10 protein-coding genes and 2 pseudogenes are annotated in these 14,992 nt (G+C 62.0%); 4 read left to right on the top strand and 8 right to left on the bottom strand.

Annotation, left to right across the window (positions count from 1 at the left end; all coding sequences use genetic code 11):
- Positions 1-139: 139 nt before the first annotated feature.
- A pseudogene (locus NF876_RS16425) lies at positions 140-911 on the bottom strand (IS5 family transposase).
- Between NF876_RS16425 and NF876_RS16420 the strand changes: the two are divergent.
- A pseudogene (locus NF876_RS16420) lies at positions 862-1,386 on the top strand (IS6 family transposase); the annotation flags it as partial. The pseudogenes NF876_RS16425 and NF876_RS16420 overlap by 50 nt on opposite strands.
- A gap of 316 nt (positions 1,387-1,702) precedes the next feature.
- On the opposite strand, the gene NF876_RS16415 reads toward NF876_RS16420, so the two are convergent.
- The 6 genes from NF876_RS16415 to NF876_RS16390 form a co-directional block, all read right to left on the bottom strand.
- The gene (locus tag NF876_RS16415; RefSeq protein WP_262269861.1) at positions 1,703-2,662 is read right to left on the bottom strand and encodes a D-2-hydroxyacid dehydrogenase family protein; all 960 of its coding nucleotides are present in this window, start codon (positions 2,660-2,662) and stop codon (positions 1,703-1,705) included.
- 274 nt (positions 2,663-2,936) lie between these two features.
- Entirely contained in the window at positions 2,937-3,773 is an 837-nt protein-coding gene (locus NF876_RS16410) for an MBL fold metallo-hydrolase (RefSeq protein WP_262269860.1), read from the bottom strand.
- A 61-nt stretch (positions 3,774-3,834) separates the two neighbouring features.
- Positions 3,835-5,265, bottom strand: a complete 1,431-nt coding sequence (locus NF876_RS16405) for an NAD(P)(+) transhydrogenase (Re/Si-specific) subunit beta (RefSeq protein ID WP_262269859.1) — start codon at positions 5,263-5,265, stop codon at positions 3,835-3,837.
- 10 nt (positions 5,266-5,275) lie between these two features.
- A complete protein-coding gene (locus NF876_RS16400) occupies positions 5,276-6,847 on the bottom strand; it encodes a Re/Si-specific NAD(P)(+) transhydrogenase subunit alpha (RefSeq protein WP_262269858.1) in 1,572 nt (523 codons plus the stop codon).
- Between the two features lie 156 nt (positions 6,848-7,003).
- Positions 7,004-7,873: a 3-hydroxybutyryl-CoA dehydrogenase gene (locus tag NF876_RS16395; RefSeq protein WP_262269857.1), complete on the bottom strand. Its 870-nt coding sequence runs from the start codon at positions 7,871-7,873 to the stop codon at positions 7,004-7,006.
- A 53-nt stretch (positions 7,874-7,926) separates the two neighbouring features.
- On the bottom strand, positions 7,927-9,123 hold the full coding sequence (locus NF876_RS16390) for an acyl-CoA dehydrogenase (protein ID WP_262269856.1): 1,197 nt from the start codon (positions 9,121-9,123) through the stop codon (positions 7,927-7,929).
- A 140-nt stretch (positions 9,124-9,263) separates the two neighbouring features.
- Between NF876_RS16390 and NF876_RS16385 the strand changes: the two genes are divergently transcribed.
- The gene (locus NF876_RS16385; protein ID WP_262269855.1) at positions 9,264-10,160 is read left to right on the top strand and encodes a LysR family transcriptional regulator; all 897 of its coding nucleotides are present in this window, start codon (positions 9,264-9,266) and stop codon (positions 10,158-10,160) included.
- Here the strand turns inward: NF876_RS16385 and NF876_RS16380 are convergent.
- On the bottom strand, positions 10,151-11,338 hold the full coding sequence (locus tag NF876_RS16380; RefSeq protein ID WP_262269854.1) for a multidrug effflux MFS transporter: 1,188 nt from the start codon (positions 11,336-11,338) through the stop codon (positions 10,151-10,153). The two genes, NF876_RS16385 and NF876_RS16380, sit on opposite strands and share 10 nt — an antisense overlap.
- Before the next feature lie 325 nt (positions 11,339-11,663).
- Here NF876_RS16380 and bcsN point away from each other — a divergent pair, with 325 nt between their 5' ends.
- Together bcsN and bcsA are read left to right on the top strand one after the other, a co-directional pair.
- Positions 11,664-12,632, top strand: a complete 969-nt coding sequence (gene bcsN, locus NF876_RS16375; protein ID WP_262269853.1) for a cellulose biosynthesis protein BcsN — start codon at positions 11,664-11,666, stop codon at positions 12,630-12,632.
- Positions 12,633-12,790: 158 nt separating this feature from the next.
- Entirely contained in the window at positions 12,791-14,986 is a 2,196-nt protein-coding gene (gene bcsA / locus NF876_RS16370) for a UDP-forming cellulose synthase catalytic subunit (protein ID WP_262269852.1), read from the top strand.
- The last annotated feature ends 6 nt before the right edge of the window (positions 14,987-14,992 follow it).

The following is a 14,992-nucleotide window of genomic DNA, read 5'->3' as shown; positions in this document are numbered from 1 at the left end:
GGCGATTTTAATGCGAAAGGCTTGATAAACCCGCCGACCGTCGACAGAATACAGTTTAGGGCTGCCGGAGCGGCGGCGTCAAGCGGCTGTGTTGCACGGGTCGACCAGAGGGCGCACTCAGGCGACCCTACGTCATTGTTCAAGTGATGCGTATGGACGTCGAGCGCCCAAGCTCGAGCATCCGGTTCAAGGTCTGAACTGCAATGGCGGCCTCAGTGGCGCGGCGGGGTTCCGTCCGCGAGCGCAAGGCATTTCCAATCACTCGTTTGGGCCGACTTATGGATGCCTCTACCAGCGCTCGACGCGTGTACTCGGACCGCTTCTGCCAGTTCATGCGTCCATGCCCGGCGATGCTTTGGAGATGCCGGTCGCGCTGGGTCGGAGTGCTCTCTGCCATGTCGCTCGGCACCGCCGTTGATCGGGGTGGGACGATCACGTCAGCTTCGAGGATCTGCCCGGTCTGAGCGTCGACACCGATGTGCAGTTTGCGCCAGGACCGGCGCCTCCGGGTCCCATGCTTCTCGACCAGCCACTCGCCGGGTCCACAGAGCCGCAGGCCCGTGCTGTCCACCGGCAGGTGAACGGGTCCTCTCGAGCTTGGAGATAACTTTGGGCCCCAGGATCTCGGCGCGTCGGCTCAGGGTCGAGTGATCGGGCACTGCCAGATCGAGGCCCCGGAGCTGGAGGAGCGAACCGATCAGTCCTTCGGTTTGGCGCAACGCCAGCCAAAACATCGCCCGGAGCGTCAACGCCGTCCGGACCGCAAGAGCCGAGTAGTGTGGTTGACCACCCCGTGTCCTTCGAGGCTCGGCCCGCCAGGCGGCGATCGCCTCCTCAGAGAACCAGACCGTGAGACGGCCCCTGGAGCAGTTCAGTCGGCGCAAGCGTCCTGTGAGCCGGAAGTGGCATATCGACGAGACTTATATCAAGGTCCGTGGGCAGTGGATGTACTTGTACCGCGCGATTGACAGCGGCGGCGACACCATTGAGTTCTGGTTCAGCGAGCGGCGCAATCTGGCCGCCGCGAAACGGTTCCTGCTCAAGGCGCTGAAGCGGCATGGCCGTCCGCAGCGGATCGTCATCGATGGCAGCCAGACAGAGAGGCCATTCTGAGCTGCGACACGGAAAGCCGGCTCCAGGATCGGTCAAGGCGCAGCCTGAAGCCGATCCGAATCCGTCAAAGTGCCTTCCTGAACAATCGCATCGAGCAGGATCATTGGGCCATCAAAAGGTGGGTGCGGCCGATGCTCGGGTTCAAGTCGCTGGTGTCCGCTCGAGCTATCCTGGGCGGGCTCGAGATGATTCACATGATGCGCAAGGGACAGGCGAAGTACGCCTGTAATCTACATCTCTCGCGCGGAGCAGTTCAAGCAACTCGCCGCCTGACGCAGAGCGACGTTCCATTACTTCCTTCAACTTCAACCAGAATTCGCGACAGAGCCCTTCAAAGAGGGATGCGAACCTCTCCATGTCCTCGAATTCGATGACGCGGTCGCTGACCTTTGGCGATACATGGGGAGCAGGTCGTCGCATGAGCGTGACGACCTTGGCCACATGAGAGGCAGAAGCAAGCTGGTCAACCATGGAGCGTCAAACGAGGCCCGTAGCTCCTATAACGGTGGCCGTCTGGTTCGTCATGGAATGACTGAGCTCCTTCAGAAGCGTTTCCTGTTCTGATCGTCATGGGCCAGAGCCTCGATGGCTATCTGCCCGCGGCGAAGAAGTCCGCGATGACTGCGGGCATTCCATGGAACATAGCCTCCAGCATGGGACGGGTCGCGTATCCGAGATGCGGAGTGAGGGTCACGTTCGGCATGCCTCGCAGGGGATGGTCGACGGGCAATGGCTCGACATCGAAGACATCCAGCCCCGCCCCGGCAATCGTTCCCGCCCGGAGTGCCGCCAGAAGCGCATTCTCATCGATGATGGGACCGCGAGAGGTATTGATCAGATAGGATCCGTGCTTCATCAGGGCGAACTCATCGCTACCAACGAAGCCTCGGGTTTCATCGTTGAGGGTAACATGGATCGAGAGGATGTCGGCCTCCTGGAAGAGTTCATTCCGTTCCACACGCCGGGCTCCGGCGGCATGTGCAGCCTCGGGCGTCAGGCTGGGACTCCATGCAATGACGTTCATGTCGAATGCTCGCCCGTAGTGAGCCATGCGCTTTGCGACCTTGCCGAAGCCTAGAAGCCCTAGGGTACGACCCGCGAGAGGCATTCCTAGAGTAGATTGCCAGCCACCCTGACGGATATTTCGATCCTCTTCCGCGATGTGGCGCATGGCTGCCATCATCAATCCCCAAGTCAGCTCGGGCGTCGAGTTCATCAACGCCGCTAGGTCGGCGTCCGGATGCTGCATACTGGTTGAGATGACGGTGATGCCCATCTCGCTTGCTACAGACCTGTCAAGGTTGGTGATGTCCGTTCCCACGGTGACGATCAGCTTGAGATTGCAGAGTTGACGCAACAAGCTTCCAGGCAGCGGCATCCGTTCGCGCAGCGTGCAGAGTACATCGAACGGTTGGAGAACCTCAACAGCCTTAGACTGGGCAATTGGCTGATTGAAAACGGTCAGTGTTGCTCGTTCAGGGAGCACGGACCAGTTCGCCGCCCCGCGGGCGGTGTCGCAATAATCGTCCAAAACGGCAACTTTGATCATGTTCGTCTCGTAGTATAAGTTCTCTTTTGTAAGCAACCCACAATTATATACCGCCTATAACGGGCACAAGGAGGCACAGCTTTGTCTGCCACGCACATGGTTGAGAAGAATTGCTCGATCTTAACGAAGGACCCCAACCTCTTGTTACCTCGGATCGTCGACCCGTCAGGGCTGCGGCTGTCTGTCCTCTCAACGCTGCCATCATCTCTCTGTTTAGGAGGAGGTCGGACGCGCCGCGCGCGAGCAGGAGCAGGCTGCAGCTCATTCCAAATCCTTACTGAGAGCTGAAGCTATCTCTCGCCCGCCAGCAATCCCCTTCTTGTACAACAAGTCCTTCCATCTGCATTTTGAGCAGATGGGCTACTACGTTCCGCTCGGCCGCACGTTTCAGCCAGAGATGCGACTTCGAGTAGAGCCGATCCACGAGGTTCCAGGTCGTATGGGGCTCCATGCGGAGCGCATGCAGGATAGCCTCCTCACGCTTGATGCGGTGATTGAGAAGCTCTTCGACGTACGGCCTTGGGTTCGGCAGCGGCGGCCCATGCCCTGGCAAGTAGAGGTAATCGTCGCGCGGCAGCATCAGACGCAGGCTTGCGACATAGGCAGCCATATCACCGCCAGGAGGCGAGACGATGCTGCTTGACCAGGACATGACATGATCGGCACTGAAGACAAGTCCATCCGGTCGGGCAAAACAGAGATGATCGCTGGCATGACCTGGCGTGTGAATGGCTGTCATTCCTGCCACCGTATCACCATCCCGCAGCAGAACATCGGGCGAGAAGGCGGGGTCAGCACTGAGATGGAAAGCGTAAGTAGTCGCACCAGTACGTGTCCTGAGGGCAGCGGTCGCGCCGAGATGATCCGAGTGAGTGTGGCTGAGAAGGATCGAAGAGACTTGCCCCTGAGTAGCGGCCATAATGTCATCGAGGTGACCTTCATCATCAGGCCCTGGATCGAGAACAATAAAGCCTTCGTCTGCCTGGATGAGATAGGTGTTGGTGCCATGGTAGGTCATCAGGCTGGGGTTGTTAGCGACAATCCGTGAAATGCCCGGAATGACCGGCAGAGCTACTCTGCGCTCCGGGTCTGGTTCAGTAAGAAACGGCATTCAAGCGACACCTATCGAACGATGACGTGAGTCTGCAGCAGAAGTCTTCACATCATCCGCTTCAGATTGCCTGGACGAGCAGATCGATGCTGGCTTTGGCATCGCCGTAGAACATGCGGGTGTTGTCCTTGTAGAACAGCGGGTTCTCAATCCCGGAGTAGCCGGTCCCCTGCCCGCGCTTCGAGACGAACACCTGCTTGGCCTTCCACACCTCCAAGACCGGCATGCCGGCAATCGGGCTGTTCGGATCTTCCTGCGCTGCTGGATTGACGATGTCGTTCGAGCCGATGACGATCACCACGTCCGTTTCCGGGAAGTCCTCGTTGATCTCGTCCATCTCCAGCACGATGTCGTACGGCACCTTGGCTTCCGCCAGCAGCACGTTCATGTGCCCCGGCAGGCGGCCGGCCACCGGGTGGATGGCAAAGCGCACCTCTTTGCCCTTGGCCCGCAGCCGCCGCGTCAGCTCCGACACCGATTGCTGCGCCTGCGCCACGGCCATACCGTAGCCCGGCACGATCACGACGCTGTCGGCCTCCTCCAATGCGGTCGCCACCCCATCGGCATCGATGGCGATCTGCTCGCCGGCAATCGCCATCACCGGACCCGTGGTGGCGCCGAAGCCGCCCAGGATCACGGAGATGAAGGAGCGGTTCATCGCCTTGCACATGATGTAGCTCAGGATCGCACCGGAGGAGCCCACCAGCGCACCGGTGACGATCAGGAGGTCGTTGCCCAGCGTGAAGCCGATCGCCGCCGCTGCCCAGCCTGAGTAGGAGTTGAGCATGGAGACCACCACCGGCATGTCGGCCCCGCCGATGCCCATGATCAGGTGGTAGCCGATGAAGAACGCCAGCAGCGTCATCGCCACCAGAGCCCAGATGCCCGCCCCCTGCACGTACAGCACCAGCAGGACGAGCGAGAGCAGCGCTGCCCCGGCATTGAGCCCATGGCCGCCGGGCAGCTTCCTGGCCTTGCCATCGACCTTGCCGGCGAGCTTGGCGAAGGCGATCACCGAGCCGGTGAACGTCACCGCCCCGATGAACACGCCCAGGAACACCTCGACCCGCAGGATGGAGATCTCCACCCCGGTCTTGTGCGCCAGCACCCCGGCAAAACCGGTCAGCGCCTGCCGCGAGGCCTCGTCCAGGGCGAGCACGCGGGTGAGCTCGAGATCGGCGTTAAAGCCGATGAACACGGCCGCGAGACCGACGAACGAGTGCAGGGCGGCCACGAGCTGCGGCATCTCGGTCATCTCGACCTTCTTGGCCACATACCATCCGAGGGCGGAGCCGATCACCAGCATGGCGGCAATGACCGCATAGTTGCCGACGCCGGGCCCGAACACGGTGGCACCCACGGCGAGCGCCATGCCGGCAATGCCGTACCACACGGCCCGCTTGGCGCTCTCCTGGCCCGACAGACCACCGAGGGAGAGGATGAACAGGACGGCGGCCGCCACGTAGGCGGCAGAGACAAGACCAAAGCTCATCGGACGATCCTCACGACTTCTGGAACATGGCCAGCATCCGGCGGGTGACCAGGAAGCCGCCGACGATGTTGATGGTGGCGATCAGGAAGGACAGAGACGCCAGGCTGACCACCAGCCAGTGGCTAGAGCCGACCTGCAGCAGGGCGCCGAGCACCACGATGCCCGAGATGGCGTTGGTCACGGCCATCAGCGGCGTGTGCAGGGAGTGGCTGACGCTCCAGATCACCTGGAAGCCGACAAAGCAGGCGAGCGCAAAGACGATGAAGTGGGCCATGAAGCTCGCCGGCGCATAGGCGCCGACCAGGGCAATCAGCAGCCCACCCGCGACGAGCAGCCCGACCTGGGTCTTGGTCTGACTCCGGAAGGCCTCTGCTTCTTTAGCCCGCTTCTCCTCCGGCGTGAGCTCCCTCACCTTCTCCTTGGGCTTGGCGGCCGCGATCGCCTGCACCTTGGGTGGCGGGGGCGGATAGGTGATCGCGCCCTGGTGCGTGACCGTGGCGCCCCGGATCACGTCATCGTCCATGTTATGGACGATCACCCCATTCTTGTTCGGCGTCAGGTCGGTGAGGAAGTGGCGGATGTTGTTGGCGTACAGCGTCGAGGCCTGGGCGGCCATGCGGCTGGGGAAGTCGGTGTACCCGATAATGGTGACGCCGTTCTCGGTGACCACCTTCTCGTCCGGCACGGTCAGGTCGCAGTTGCCGCCCCGCTCAGCCGCGAGATCGACGATGACCGAGCCGGGCTTCATGGCCTGGACCATGTCGGCCGTCCACAGCTTCGGGGCGGGCCGGCCGGGGATTAGGGCGGTGGTGATGACGATGTCGATCTCGGGGGCGAGCTCGCGGAACTTGGCGAGCTGCTTCTCGCAGAACTCGGGGCTGGACGGCGCGGCATAGCCGCCGGTGGCGGCCCCGTCCTGAGTCTGCTCGAATTCGAGGAAGACGAACTGCGCCCCCATGGACTCGATCTGCTCGGCGACCTCAGGCCGCACATCGAAGGCATAGGTGATAGCGCCCAAGCTGGTCGCCGTGCCGATCGCCGCCAGACCAGCGACGCCGGCGCCCACCACCAGCACCTTGGCGGGCGGCACCTTGCCGGCGGCGGTGACCTGGCCGGTGAAGAAGCGGCCGAAGTGGTTGCCGGCCTCGATCACCGCCCGGTAGCCGGCGATGTTGGCCATGGACGAGAGCGCGTCCATCTTCTGGGCACGCGAGATGCGCGGCACCATGTCCATGGCGATCACGGTCGCGCCACGTTCCCTTGCCTGCTCCAGAAGCTCAGAGCTCTGAGCTGGGTAGAAGAACGAGATCAGGGTCTGGCCTTGGCGGAGTTGGTGGACCTCAACCTGCGTCGGCGGCCGCACCTTCGTGATCACGTCGGTGGCACTGTAGAGGGCAACTCCATCTGGTAAGATGCTCACCCCAGCAGCAGCATAAGCGGCATCCGAGAAGCCCGCCTTCTCCCCTGCCCCGGCCTCGACAAAGCAGGTGTGACCCAGCTTCTGCAGCTGGAGGGCGGACTCGGGCGTCAGCGCAACCCGACTCTCACCGGCAATGATCTCCTTTGGAGCTCCAATCTTCATTGTCTAGCGTTCCCGTTGCAATTCAGAGGAAGGAATTTCGTTCACGAACCGCTCCTGTTCGACTAGGAATTGTCGCCTTTGATCCTCAAAAAGATGATGGAGTACTGCCTGCTTCGCGATTGAAGCGTCGAATTGACTAGTCATCAGCATCCAGCCCTAACGTGTTGGGACGGGCTTCTCGCCCCGGTAATCGTAGAAGCCGCGCTTCGTCTTCCGTCCGAGCCAGCCGGCTTCCACGTGCTTCACCAGGAGCGGGCAGGGGCGGTACTTGGAATCGGCCAGGCCCTCATAGAGCACCTGCATGATCGACAGGCAGGTATCGAGGCCGATGAGGTCGGCAAGCTGGAGCGGGCCCATCGGGTGGTTGGCGCCGAGCCGCATGGCCGTGTCGATGGCCTCCACGGAGCCGACGCCCTCGTAGAGGGTGTAGATCGCCTCGTTGATCATCGGCAGCAGGATCCGGTTGACGATGAAGGCCGGAAAGTCCTCGGAAACCGTGGAGGTCTTGCCGAGCTTGCCGATGAACTCCTTGGCGGATTCGTAGGTCGGATCCTCGGTGGCGATGCCGCGGATCAGCTCGACGAGCTGCATCACCGGCACCGGATTCATGAAGTGGATGCCGATGAAGCGTTCCGGCCGGTCGGTGAAGGCTGCCAGTCGGGTGATCGATATCGACGAGGTGTTGGTGGCGAGTATCGCGTCGGGTCGTAGAGACTGGCAGAGGCTAGTTAAGATCTTGCGCTTCACCTCCTCGTTCTCGGTCGCCGCCTCGATGACGAGATCGCAGGTGGAGAGATCTTGATAGGAAAATGCTGGCTTAATGCACTCAAGGGCGGCACTCCCTTCACGGTGTGAGACAATTCCCTTTTCGACTTGCCGCATCATATTCGTTTTGATTGAGTCGAGGCCGGCATTAATCCGATCCATGGAAATATCATGGAGCCATACGTTGAATCCGGCGAGCGAACACACATAGGCGATGCCGCTGCCCATCTGCCCCGAGCCCACTATACCTATATTCTGCATAAGCGAGTCCTATTCAAACACGAGCCTTGAGGCGCCTAGCAACATGCCCTTTCTCAGAAGAAAGCCTGCAGGCCCGTCTGCGCGCGGCCCAGAATCAGGGCGTGCACGTCATGGGTGCCCTCGTAGGTGTTCACGGTTTCCAGGTTCTGCGCATGGCGCATGACATGATATTCCTCTTGGATACCATTTCCGCCGTGCATGTCGCGGGCCTGGCGGGCGATCTCCAGAGCCTTGCCGCAATTGTTGCGCTTGACCAGGGAGATCATCTCGGGCGCGACGCGGCCCTCGTCGAAAAGGCGGCCGACCCGAAGCGAAGCATGCAGGCCGAGGGTGATCTCGGTCATCATGTCGGCCAGCTTCTTCTGCACGAGCTGCGTCGCGGCGAGCGGCCGGTCGAACTGCTTGCGGTCGAGGGTGTATTGGCGCGCCCGGTGCCAGCAATCCTCCGCGGCGCCCAGGGAACCCCAGGAAATTCCGTATCGGGCCCGGTTGAGGCAACCGAAGGGTCCCTTGAGTCCGGACACGTTGGGAAGGAGGGCATCCTCGCCCACCTCGACGCCGTCCATGACGATCTCACCGGTGATCGAGGCGCGCAGGGAGAGCTTGCCGCCGATCTTCGGCGCCGAGAGGCCCTTCATGCCTTTTTCCAGGACGAAGCCGCGGATCTGGTTGTCGTGGGCCTCCGACTTGGCCCAGACGACGAAGACGTCCGCGATGGGAGAGTTGGAAATCCACGTCTTCGAACCGGTCAGCCGGTAGCCGCCGTCGGTCTTGACCGCGCGGGTCTTCATGCCGGCCGGATCGGACCCCGCGTCCGGCTCCGTGAGGCCGAAGCAGCCCACGAACTCGCCGGAAGCGAGCTTCGGCAGGTATTTCCGGCGCTGCTCCTCGGACCCATACGCATAGATCGGGTACATGACGAGGGAGGACTGCACGCTCATCATCGAACGATAGCCGGAATCGACCCGCTCGACCTCGCGCGCGACGAGGCCGTAGGCCACGTAGGAGGCGCCCGCGCAGCCGTAATCCTCGGGCAGGGTCACGCCGAGAAGTCCCAATTCACCCATTTCGTTGAAGATCGAGCGATCGGTCTTCTCCTCGCGATAAGCCTCGATCACCCGCGGCAGGAGCTTCTCCTGGGCATAGGCGCGAGCCGTATCGCGGATCATGCGCTCGTCATCCGTCAGGAGATCGTCGAGGAGGAGCGGGTCGTCCCACTTGAGCTTCGCGTAATCCTGAGCACCGGCCATGACAATCATCCTTCCCAGAGCGTGCGCGGTCAGCCGTGAAGGCTCACCAAGGCTGTGAATTTGGGCGGCAAAATCGCGCTGGACAGGAGAAATGTAAATCGACATCTTCGCAGCAGGTTATTCTGAAATGGAATGAAGGTTTGTTTCGTCGCGGCTTTCTGCCCAATGTTGGCAACCTCCTGGCCTTCGAGGCGACGGCCCGTCACGGCAGCGTGTCGAGAGCCGCCGAGGAGCTGAACCTGACGCAGAGCGCCGTTTCGCGTCAGATCCAGCAGCTGGAGGAATCCCTCGGGGTCTCCCTGTTCAGCCGCACGCGACAGCGGGTCGTGCTCACCGATGTGGGACGCATGTACGCCTCCCAGGTGCGCGGCACCCTGTCCGAACTCTCCAACGCCACCCATCAGGCGATTGCGCTTTCCGGAACGAGCGGCGTTCTGAACCTCGCCACTCTGCCGACCTTCGGCACGCGCTGGCTCATCCCGCGCATCCCCGACTTCTTCGCCCGCCATCCCGGCGCAACGGTCAATTTCGGCGTACGCCTCGTCCCGTTCGACTTCGCCGCCGAGCCCTTCGATGCGGCCATCCATTTCGGCGAGCCGCACTGGCCTGGCGCGGTCTGCGAGCTTCTCAGGACCGAGGAAGTCGTGCCCGTCTGCAGTCCGGTCTACCGGCAGCGGGAAGGCCTGCTTTCGCCTCAGGATCTCACCCGTGCCACCTTGCTTCAGCAAAGCACCCGGCCGACCGCATGGGCGGAGTGGTTCGCCAGCGTCGACGTCGAGGCCGGCAATCCTCTGCGCGGCCCCCGCTTCGAGCAGTTCGCCATGGTGGCCCAGGCCGCGGCGGCGGGCTTGGGCGCCGCACTCATCCCGCATTTCCTGATCGCCGACGAACTCGCCTCAGGACGTCTCGAGATCCTGTTTCCCCATGCTCTCGTCAGCGGCGGCGCCTATTATCTCGTCTATCCCGAGCACAAGGCGGAGACGCCGCTCCTGCGTTCCTTCCGCGACTGGATCCTGGGAAAGATCCGTCAGGGGTAGGCTTGCTTCGGCTTCATGGTGCGGAAGCTCAGGGTGAATGCCACGATCCCGCAGACCACGATGGCGCTGACCATCGAAAGCGGCGTGCCATTATAGAAGGCGCTGACCAGCACGATGATGACGGCACCGGTGCTGAGCTGCAGGGTGCCCATGAGCGCCGAAGCGGTTCCGGCGACCGGACCGTGTTCCTCGAGCGCCAGCACGGCGGTCGAGGGAATGACATAGCCGAGACAGCCGAAGGAGACGAAGAGCAGCCCCCACAGAACATAGGCGTTGTCGACACCGAGAATCGTGAGCGCGAACAGCAGGATCACCAGGGCGGCGAAGGCCGAGATGGCGGTTCTCACCACCCGCTCCGCCCCGAAGCGTCGCATGAAGAAGCTGTTGAATTGCGCACTGCCGATGAACGCGATGGCGTTCGACGCGAAGACCATGCTGTAGGCCGAGGGAGTCAGGCCGAAATGCTCGATGAAGATCACCGATGATCCAGCCAGATACGCGAAGAAGCTCGCCTGACTGAAGCCGCCGATGAAGGCAAGCCCCAGAAAACGGCGGTCCTTCAGGAGGCTTCTGTAGGTCGCGAAGGCCTGCGCGACGCCTTTTCCCCCGGCATTCGACCGGTGGGTTTCCGGCAGGAGGAAGAGGACGACAGCGAGGCCCGCCAGGCCGATGGCTGCAATGGCCCAGAAGATGGCCCGCCAGCTGAAGAACGCCGTCAGAGTGCTGCCGGCAAGGGGCGCCAGAATGGGCGAGACGCTGAAGACGAGCATGGTCGTCGCCATGAGCCGGGCCGCCTCATGCCCGGTATGCAGGTCACGAATGATCGCCCGGGGGATCACCATGGCGGCGCAGGAGCCGACGCCCTGGAGGAACCGGAAAGCGATGAGCGTCTCGACATTCGGCGCAAAGCTGCACCCGATCCCCGCCAGGATGAAGAGCCCCAGGCCGAAATAGAGTGGCGGCTTGCGGCCGAACCGGTCGGAGAGCGGCCCATAGGCGATCTGGCAGACCGCCACAGCCAGAAAGAAGCTCATCAGGCTCATCTGCACGGCGCTGACGTCGACCTGGAATTCGCGGGCGATGGCCGGAAAGGACGGCAGATACATGTCGATGGCGAAAGGCCCGACCGCCGAGAGCATGCCGAGGACGAGCGCATTGCGCAAAAAGGCGGAATTCATGGAGAACGGCTTTCCTAGGCCCCGACCGCAGGCCGGGATAGAGAAAACGGCCCGCCCATGGCAGGAACGGGTCAGGCAATGCGGGCAGAAAGGATCCGAGAGCACCTCGGGCCGTGAGAACCGGAGGCGTGCAGCTTGTATGCCTTCCCGTGCGCGGGTTCAAGACGGTCGTCACCCGCGGTCGGATTTTATTCCGCTCTGGCCGTAATGCTTACGGTTCGTTAACCATGACTGGTCATAGCTGATTAACCATCCGACCGGACGGGCTGATCCGCAGAAGACCTGTCCTCACGGGCGACCGGCTCCAGATTTATCAAAGTCCTTCATGACCGCCTTGATCCCTCCGCATCAGACGAACCCCGGTGTTTCGCGGTCCGCATCGCAGACGGGCACGGTCGCTTGGGGAGCGGCCAAGTTTCGCAAGTCATTGGGTCTTCTTGCTGCCGGCGCGGCTCTGATGACGGTCGCTGCCTGCGCGGGCCGCTCGGATCTGGGCTTTGCGAGCCTCATGACGGAAGTCCCAGCCACGCGCGCAATCGTCGTTCCGCCACCCGGCGGTCCATCCGTCGTTGCTGTCTTGCAGCAGCAGTACCAGAACGGCCTTTCGCAGGAGATCGCCCTCTCGACGGCCTCACGGACGACGGGGCAGAACGCCTTCTATGTCAGCCTGCTGAACAATACCTCCGGCAGCATGGATATCCCCGATAGCCTGTCCCTCCCCACTCTGACGCCGGACCGAGTTCAGAGAGAGATGGAAGAGCGTATTCCGGGCGTCGAGATGGAAACCTCGCTGGTCTACGTTCAGAACCGGTTAGGCCCCTTCGGCTTCGCCACGGGACGGTCCGCCACCGGCGACCTGTGCCTTTATGCCTGGCAGCGGATCGAGCCCGGCGAGCCGGCGATCTTCGTGCCTGGTGGCGCCGTCTCGGTCCGGTTGCGTCTATGCGATGCAGACGCCAGTGTCGATCAACTGTTGCGTGTCTTCTACGGTTACTCGATCGCGGCCTATTATCGTCAGGAATCGTGGAATCCGTACGGAGATCCGCCCTCGCCGCCGGCCAGTTTCGGGGAACGGGATGCGCCCATGTACCCCCTGGGACTCGGTGACCGCGGAGGAGGCACGACGGTCGTTCGCCGGCGGATCGTGTCTGGCGAGCCTCGCCGGTCCGTTCCTGCGGGAGTGCCGAGGCGTGCTGTCGACAGGGATGCGGTCGCGCCGGCCGCGCCAGTCCCTGCCCCCTTGGAAACGGCGCCGCCGGCCGGGTTCCCGGTCGTCCCGCCGCCCGCCCAGTAGCGCGAGCATTCTCATAACGTTACTGCATGAGATAACGCTCTATTTACTGCTGTGACATTAGGCCTAATCAACACTGGCGATATATTAATGGACCCGACTTTAGTCTTGGACTAAGCGTGCAATCTCCCACGCGAACATCTTAGCTGAGAATCCAGGCGATGCGGGCAGGTCTTATCGTGGCCTTGTGGGCTGTGGCGGCGGTATTGATCGTCTCGATCGTAGCTCTCCCCATCAGCCTCCAGGCACATCTCGTTGCAGGCCTCACGGTCGTGGCCTGCATGATCATCCTCAAGTTCTTCCGCGCCCAGGGCATCTGGCGCCTGATCGCACTGGCTCTCGGTACGGCGATCGTCCTGCGCTACGTTTTCTGGCGCACCACCAGCACGATCCCGCCGATCACGGAGATCGCGAGCTTCATCCCGGGCTTCCTGCTGTATCTGGCCGAGATGTACAGCGTCATGATGCTGTTCCTGAGCCTTTTCGTGGTGTCGAGCCCCCTGAAATCGCGCAAGGCACCGCAGATCGACCCGCAAAATCTGCCGACCGTCGATGTCTTCGTCCCGAGCTACAATGAGGGCGCCGATCTCCTGGCCACGACCCTGGCGGCCGCAAAAGCCATGACGTACCCGACGGACAAGGTTACGGTCTGGCTTCTGGACGACGGCGGCACGGACGAAAAGTGCAATTCGAGCAATGTCGCCACGGCCCAGCAGGCCCGCGAGCGGCGGGCCGAATTGCAGGCGCTTTGTGACCTCATGGAGGTCAAGTATCTGACCCGGGCACGCAACCTGCATGCCAAGGCCGGCAATCTCAACAATGGGCTGGAGCACTCGACCGGGGACTTGGTGGCCGTGTTCGATGCCGACCATGCCCCGGCGCGCAGCTTCCTGACGGAAACGGTCGGATATTTCACCACGGACAAGAACCTGTTTCTGGTTCAGACCCCACACTTCTTCATCAATCCAGATCCGCTCGAGCGCAATCTGGGCACCTTCCAGACGATGCCGTCGGAGAACGAGATGTTCTACGGGGTGATCCAGCGCGGTCTCGACAAGTGGGACGCGGCCTTCTTCTGCGGTTCGGCCGCCGTGCTTCGACGCGAGGCCCTCCAGGAGACCAACGGCTTCAGCGGCGTGAGCATCACCGAGGATTGCGAGACGGCCCTGGAACTCCATTCCCGCGGCTGGACGAGCGTCTATGTGGACAAGCCGCTGATTGCGGGTCTGCAACCGGACAGTTTCGCCAGCTTCATCGGTCAGCGGTCACGCTGGGCTCAGGGCATGATGCAGATCCTGCGCTACAAGTTCCCGCCCTTCAAACGCGGACTGAAGATCTCGCAGCGCCTTTGCTACATGTCGAGCAGCATGTTCTGGCTGTTTCCTTTCTCGCGGTTCTGCTTCCTCGTCTCGCCGCTCTGTTATCTGTTCTTCTCGCTGGAAATCTTCACTGCATCCGGAGGCGAATTCCTCGCCTACACCTTCACCTACATGATGGTGAACTTCATGATGCAGAACTATCTCTATGGTCGCTATCGCTGGCCGTGGATCTCGGACCTCTACGAATACATCCAGACGATCTACCTGCTGCCCGCAGTCCTTTCGGTGATCGCAAATCCCAGCAAACCCACCTTCAAGGTCACGGCGAAGAATGAATCGATGGAGGAAAGCCGCGTTTCGGAACTGGGGACGCCCTACTTCATCATTTTCGGCATTCTGATCCTAGGCGTCATCGCCACCAGCATCCGCGTCTGGGCGGAGCCCTACAAGGCCGACCTCACCCTGGTGACGGGCGCCTGGAACGTTCTCAACCTCATCATCGCAGGCTGTGCCCTCGGCGTGGTGTCGGAGCGGGCCACGCGGCGCCAGAGCCACCGGGTGCGGGTCGAACGGCCCTGCCGCTTCATCATGGGCGATGAGATCATCGATGCGGTCCTGAGAGACGTTTCCGTCGGCGGCGCAAGAGTTCACGTCCCGCCTTCCGCCGAGCCTAAGCTGAAGAAGGGGGCGTCGGGCACGCTCGAATTCCAGCCTTTCACCAGTCTTCCAGTCCAGCATCTGCCGATGGAGATCCGTAAGGTCGGCATGGACGACAAGGGCCTGCTGCTCGGCTGCCGATTCATGATCGAGAAGCCCGAACATCGTCGGATGATCGCCGATCTCGTTTTCGCCAATGCGGATCAATGGAGCGAATTCCAGAAGAACCGGCACCATGACATCGGCGTCCTCCGCGGCACGCTCTGGTTCTTCATGGTCGCGTTCTATCAGACTGGGCGAGGCCTCTCCTATTTCTTCGGCCTGCAGAGGATCGGCGCCTCCAACCCTCCGGCGCCGGCCGTGGCTCCAGCCGTCAAGTAGAGGTCT

The organism is Microvirga yunnanensis (assembly GCF_025460875.1).
Note: the sequence above shows the minus strand (reverse complement) of the source record. Positions and strands in the feature narration are given on the sequence as shown.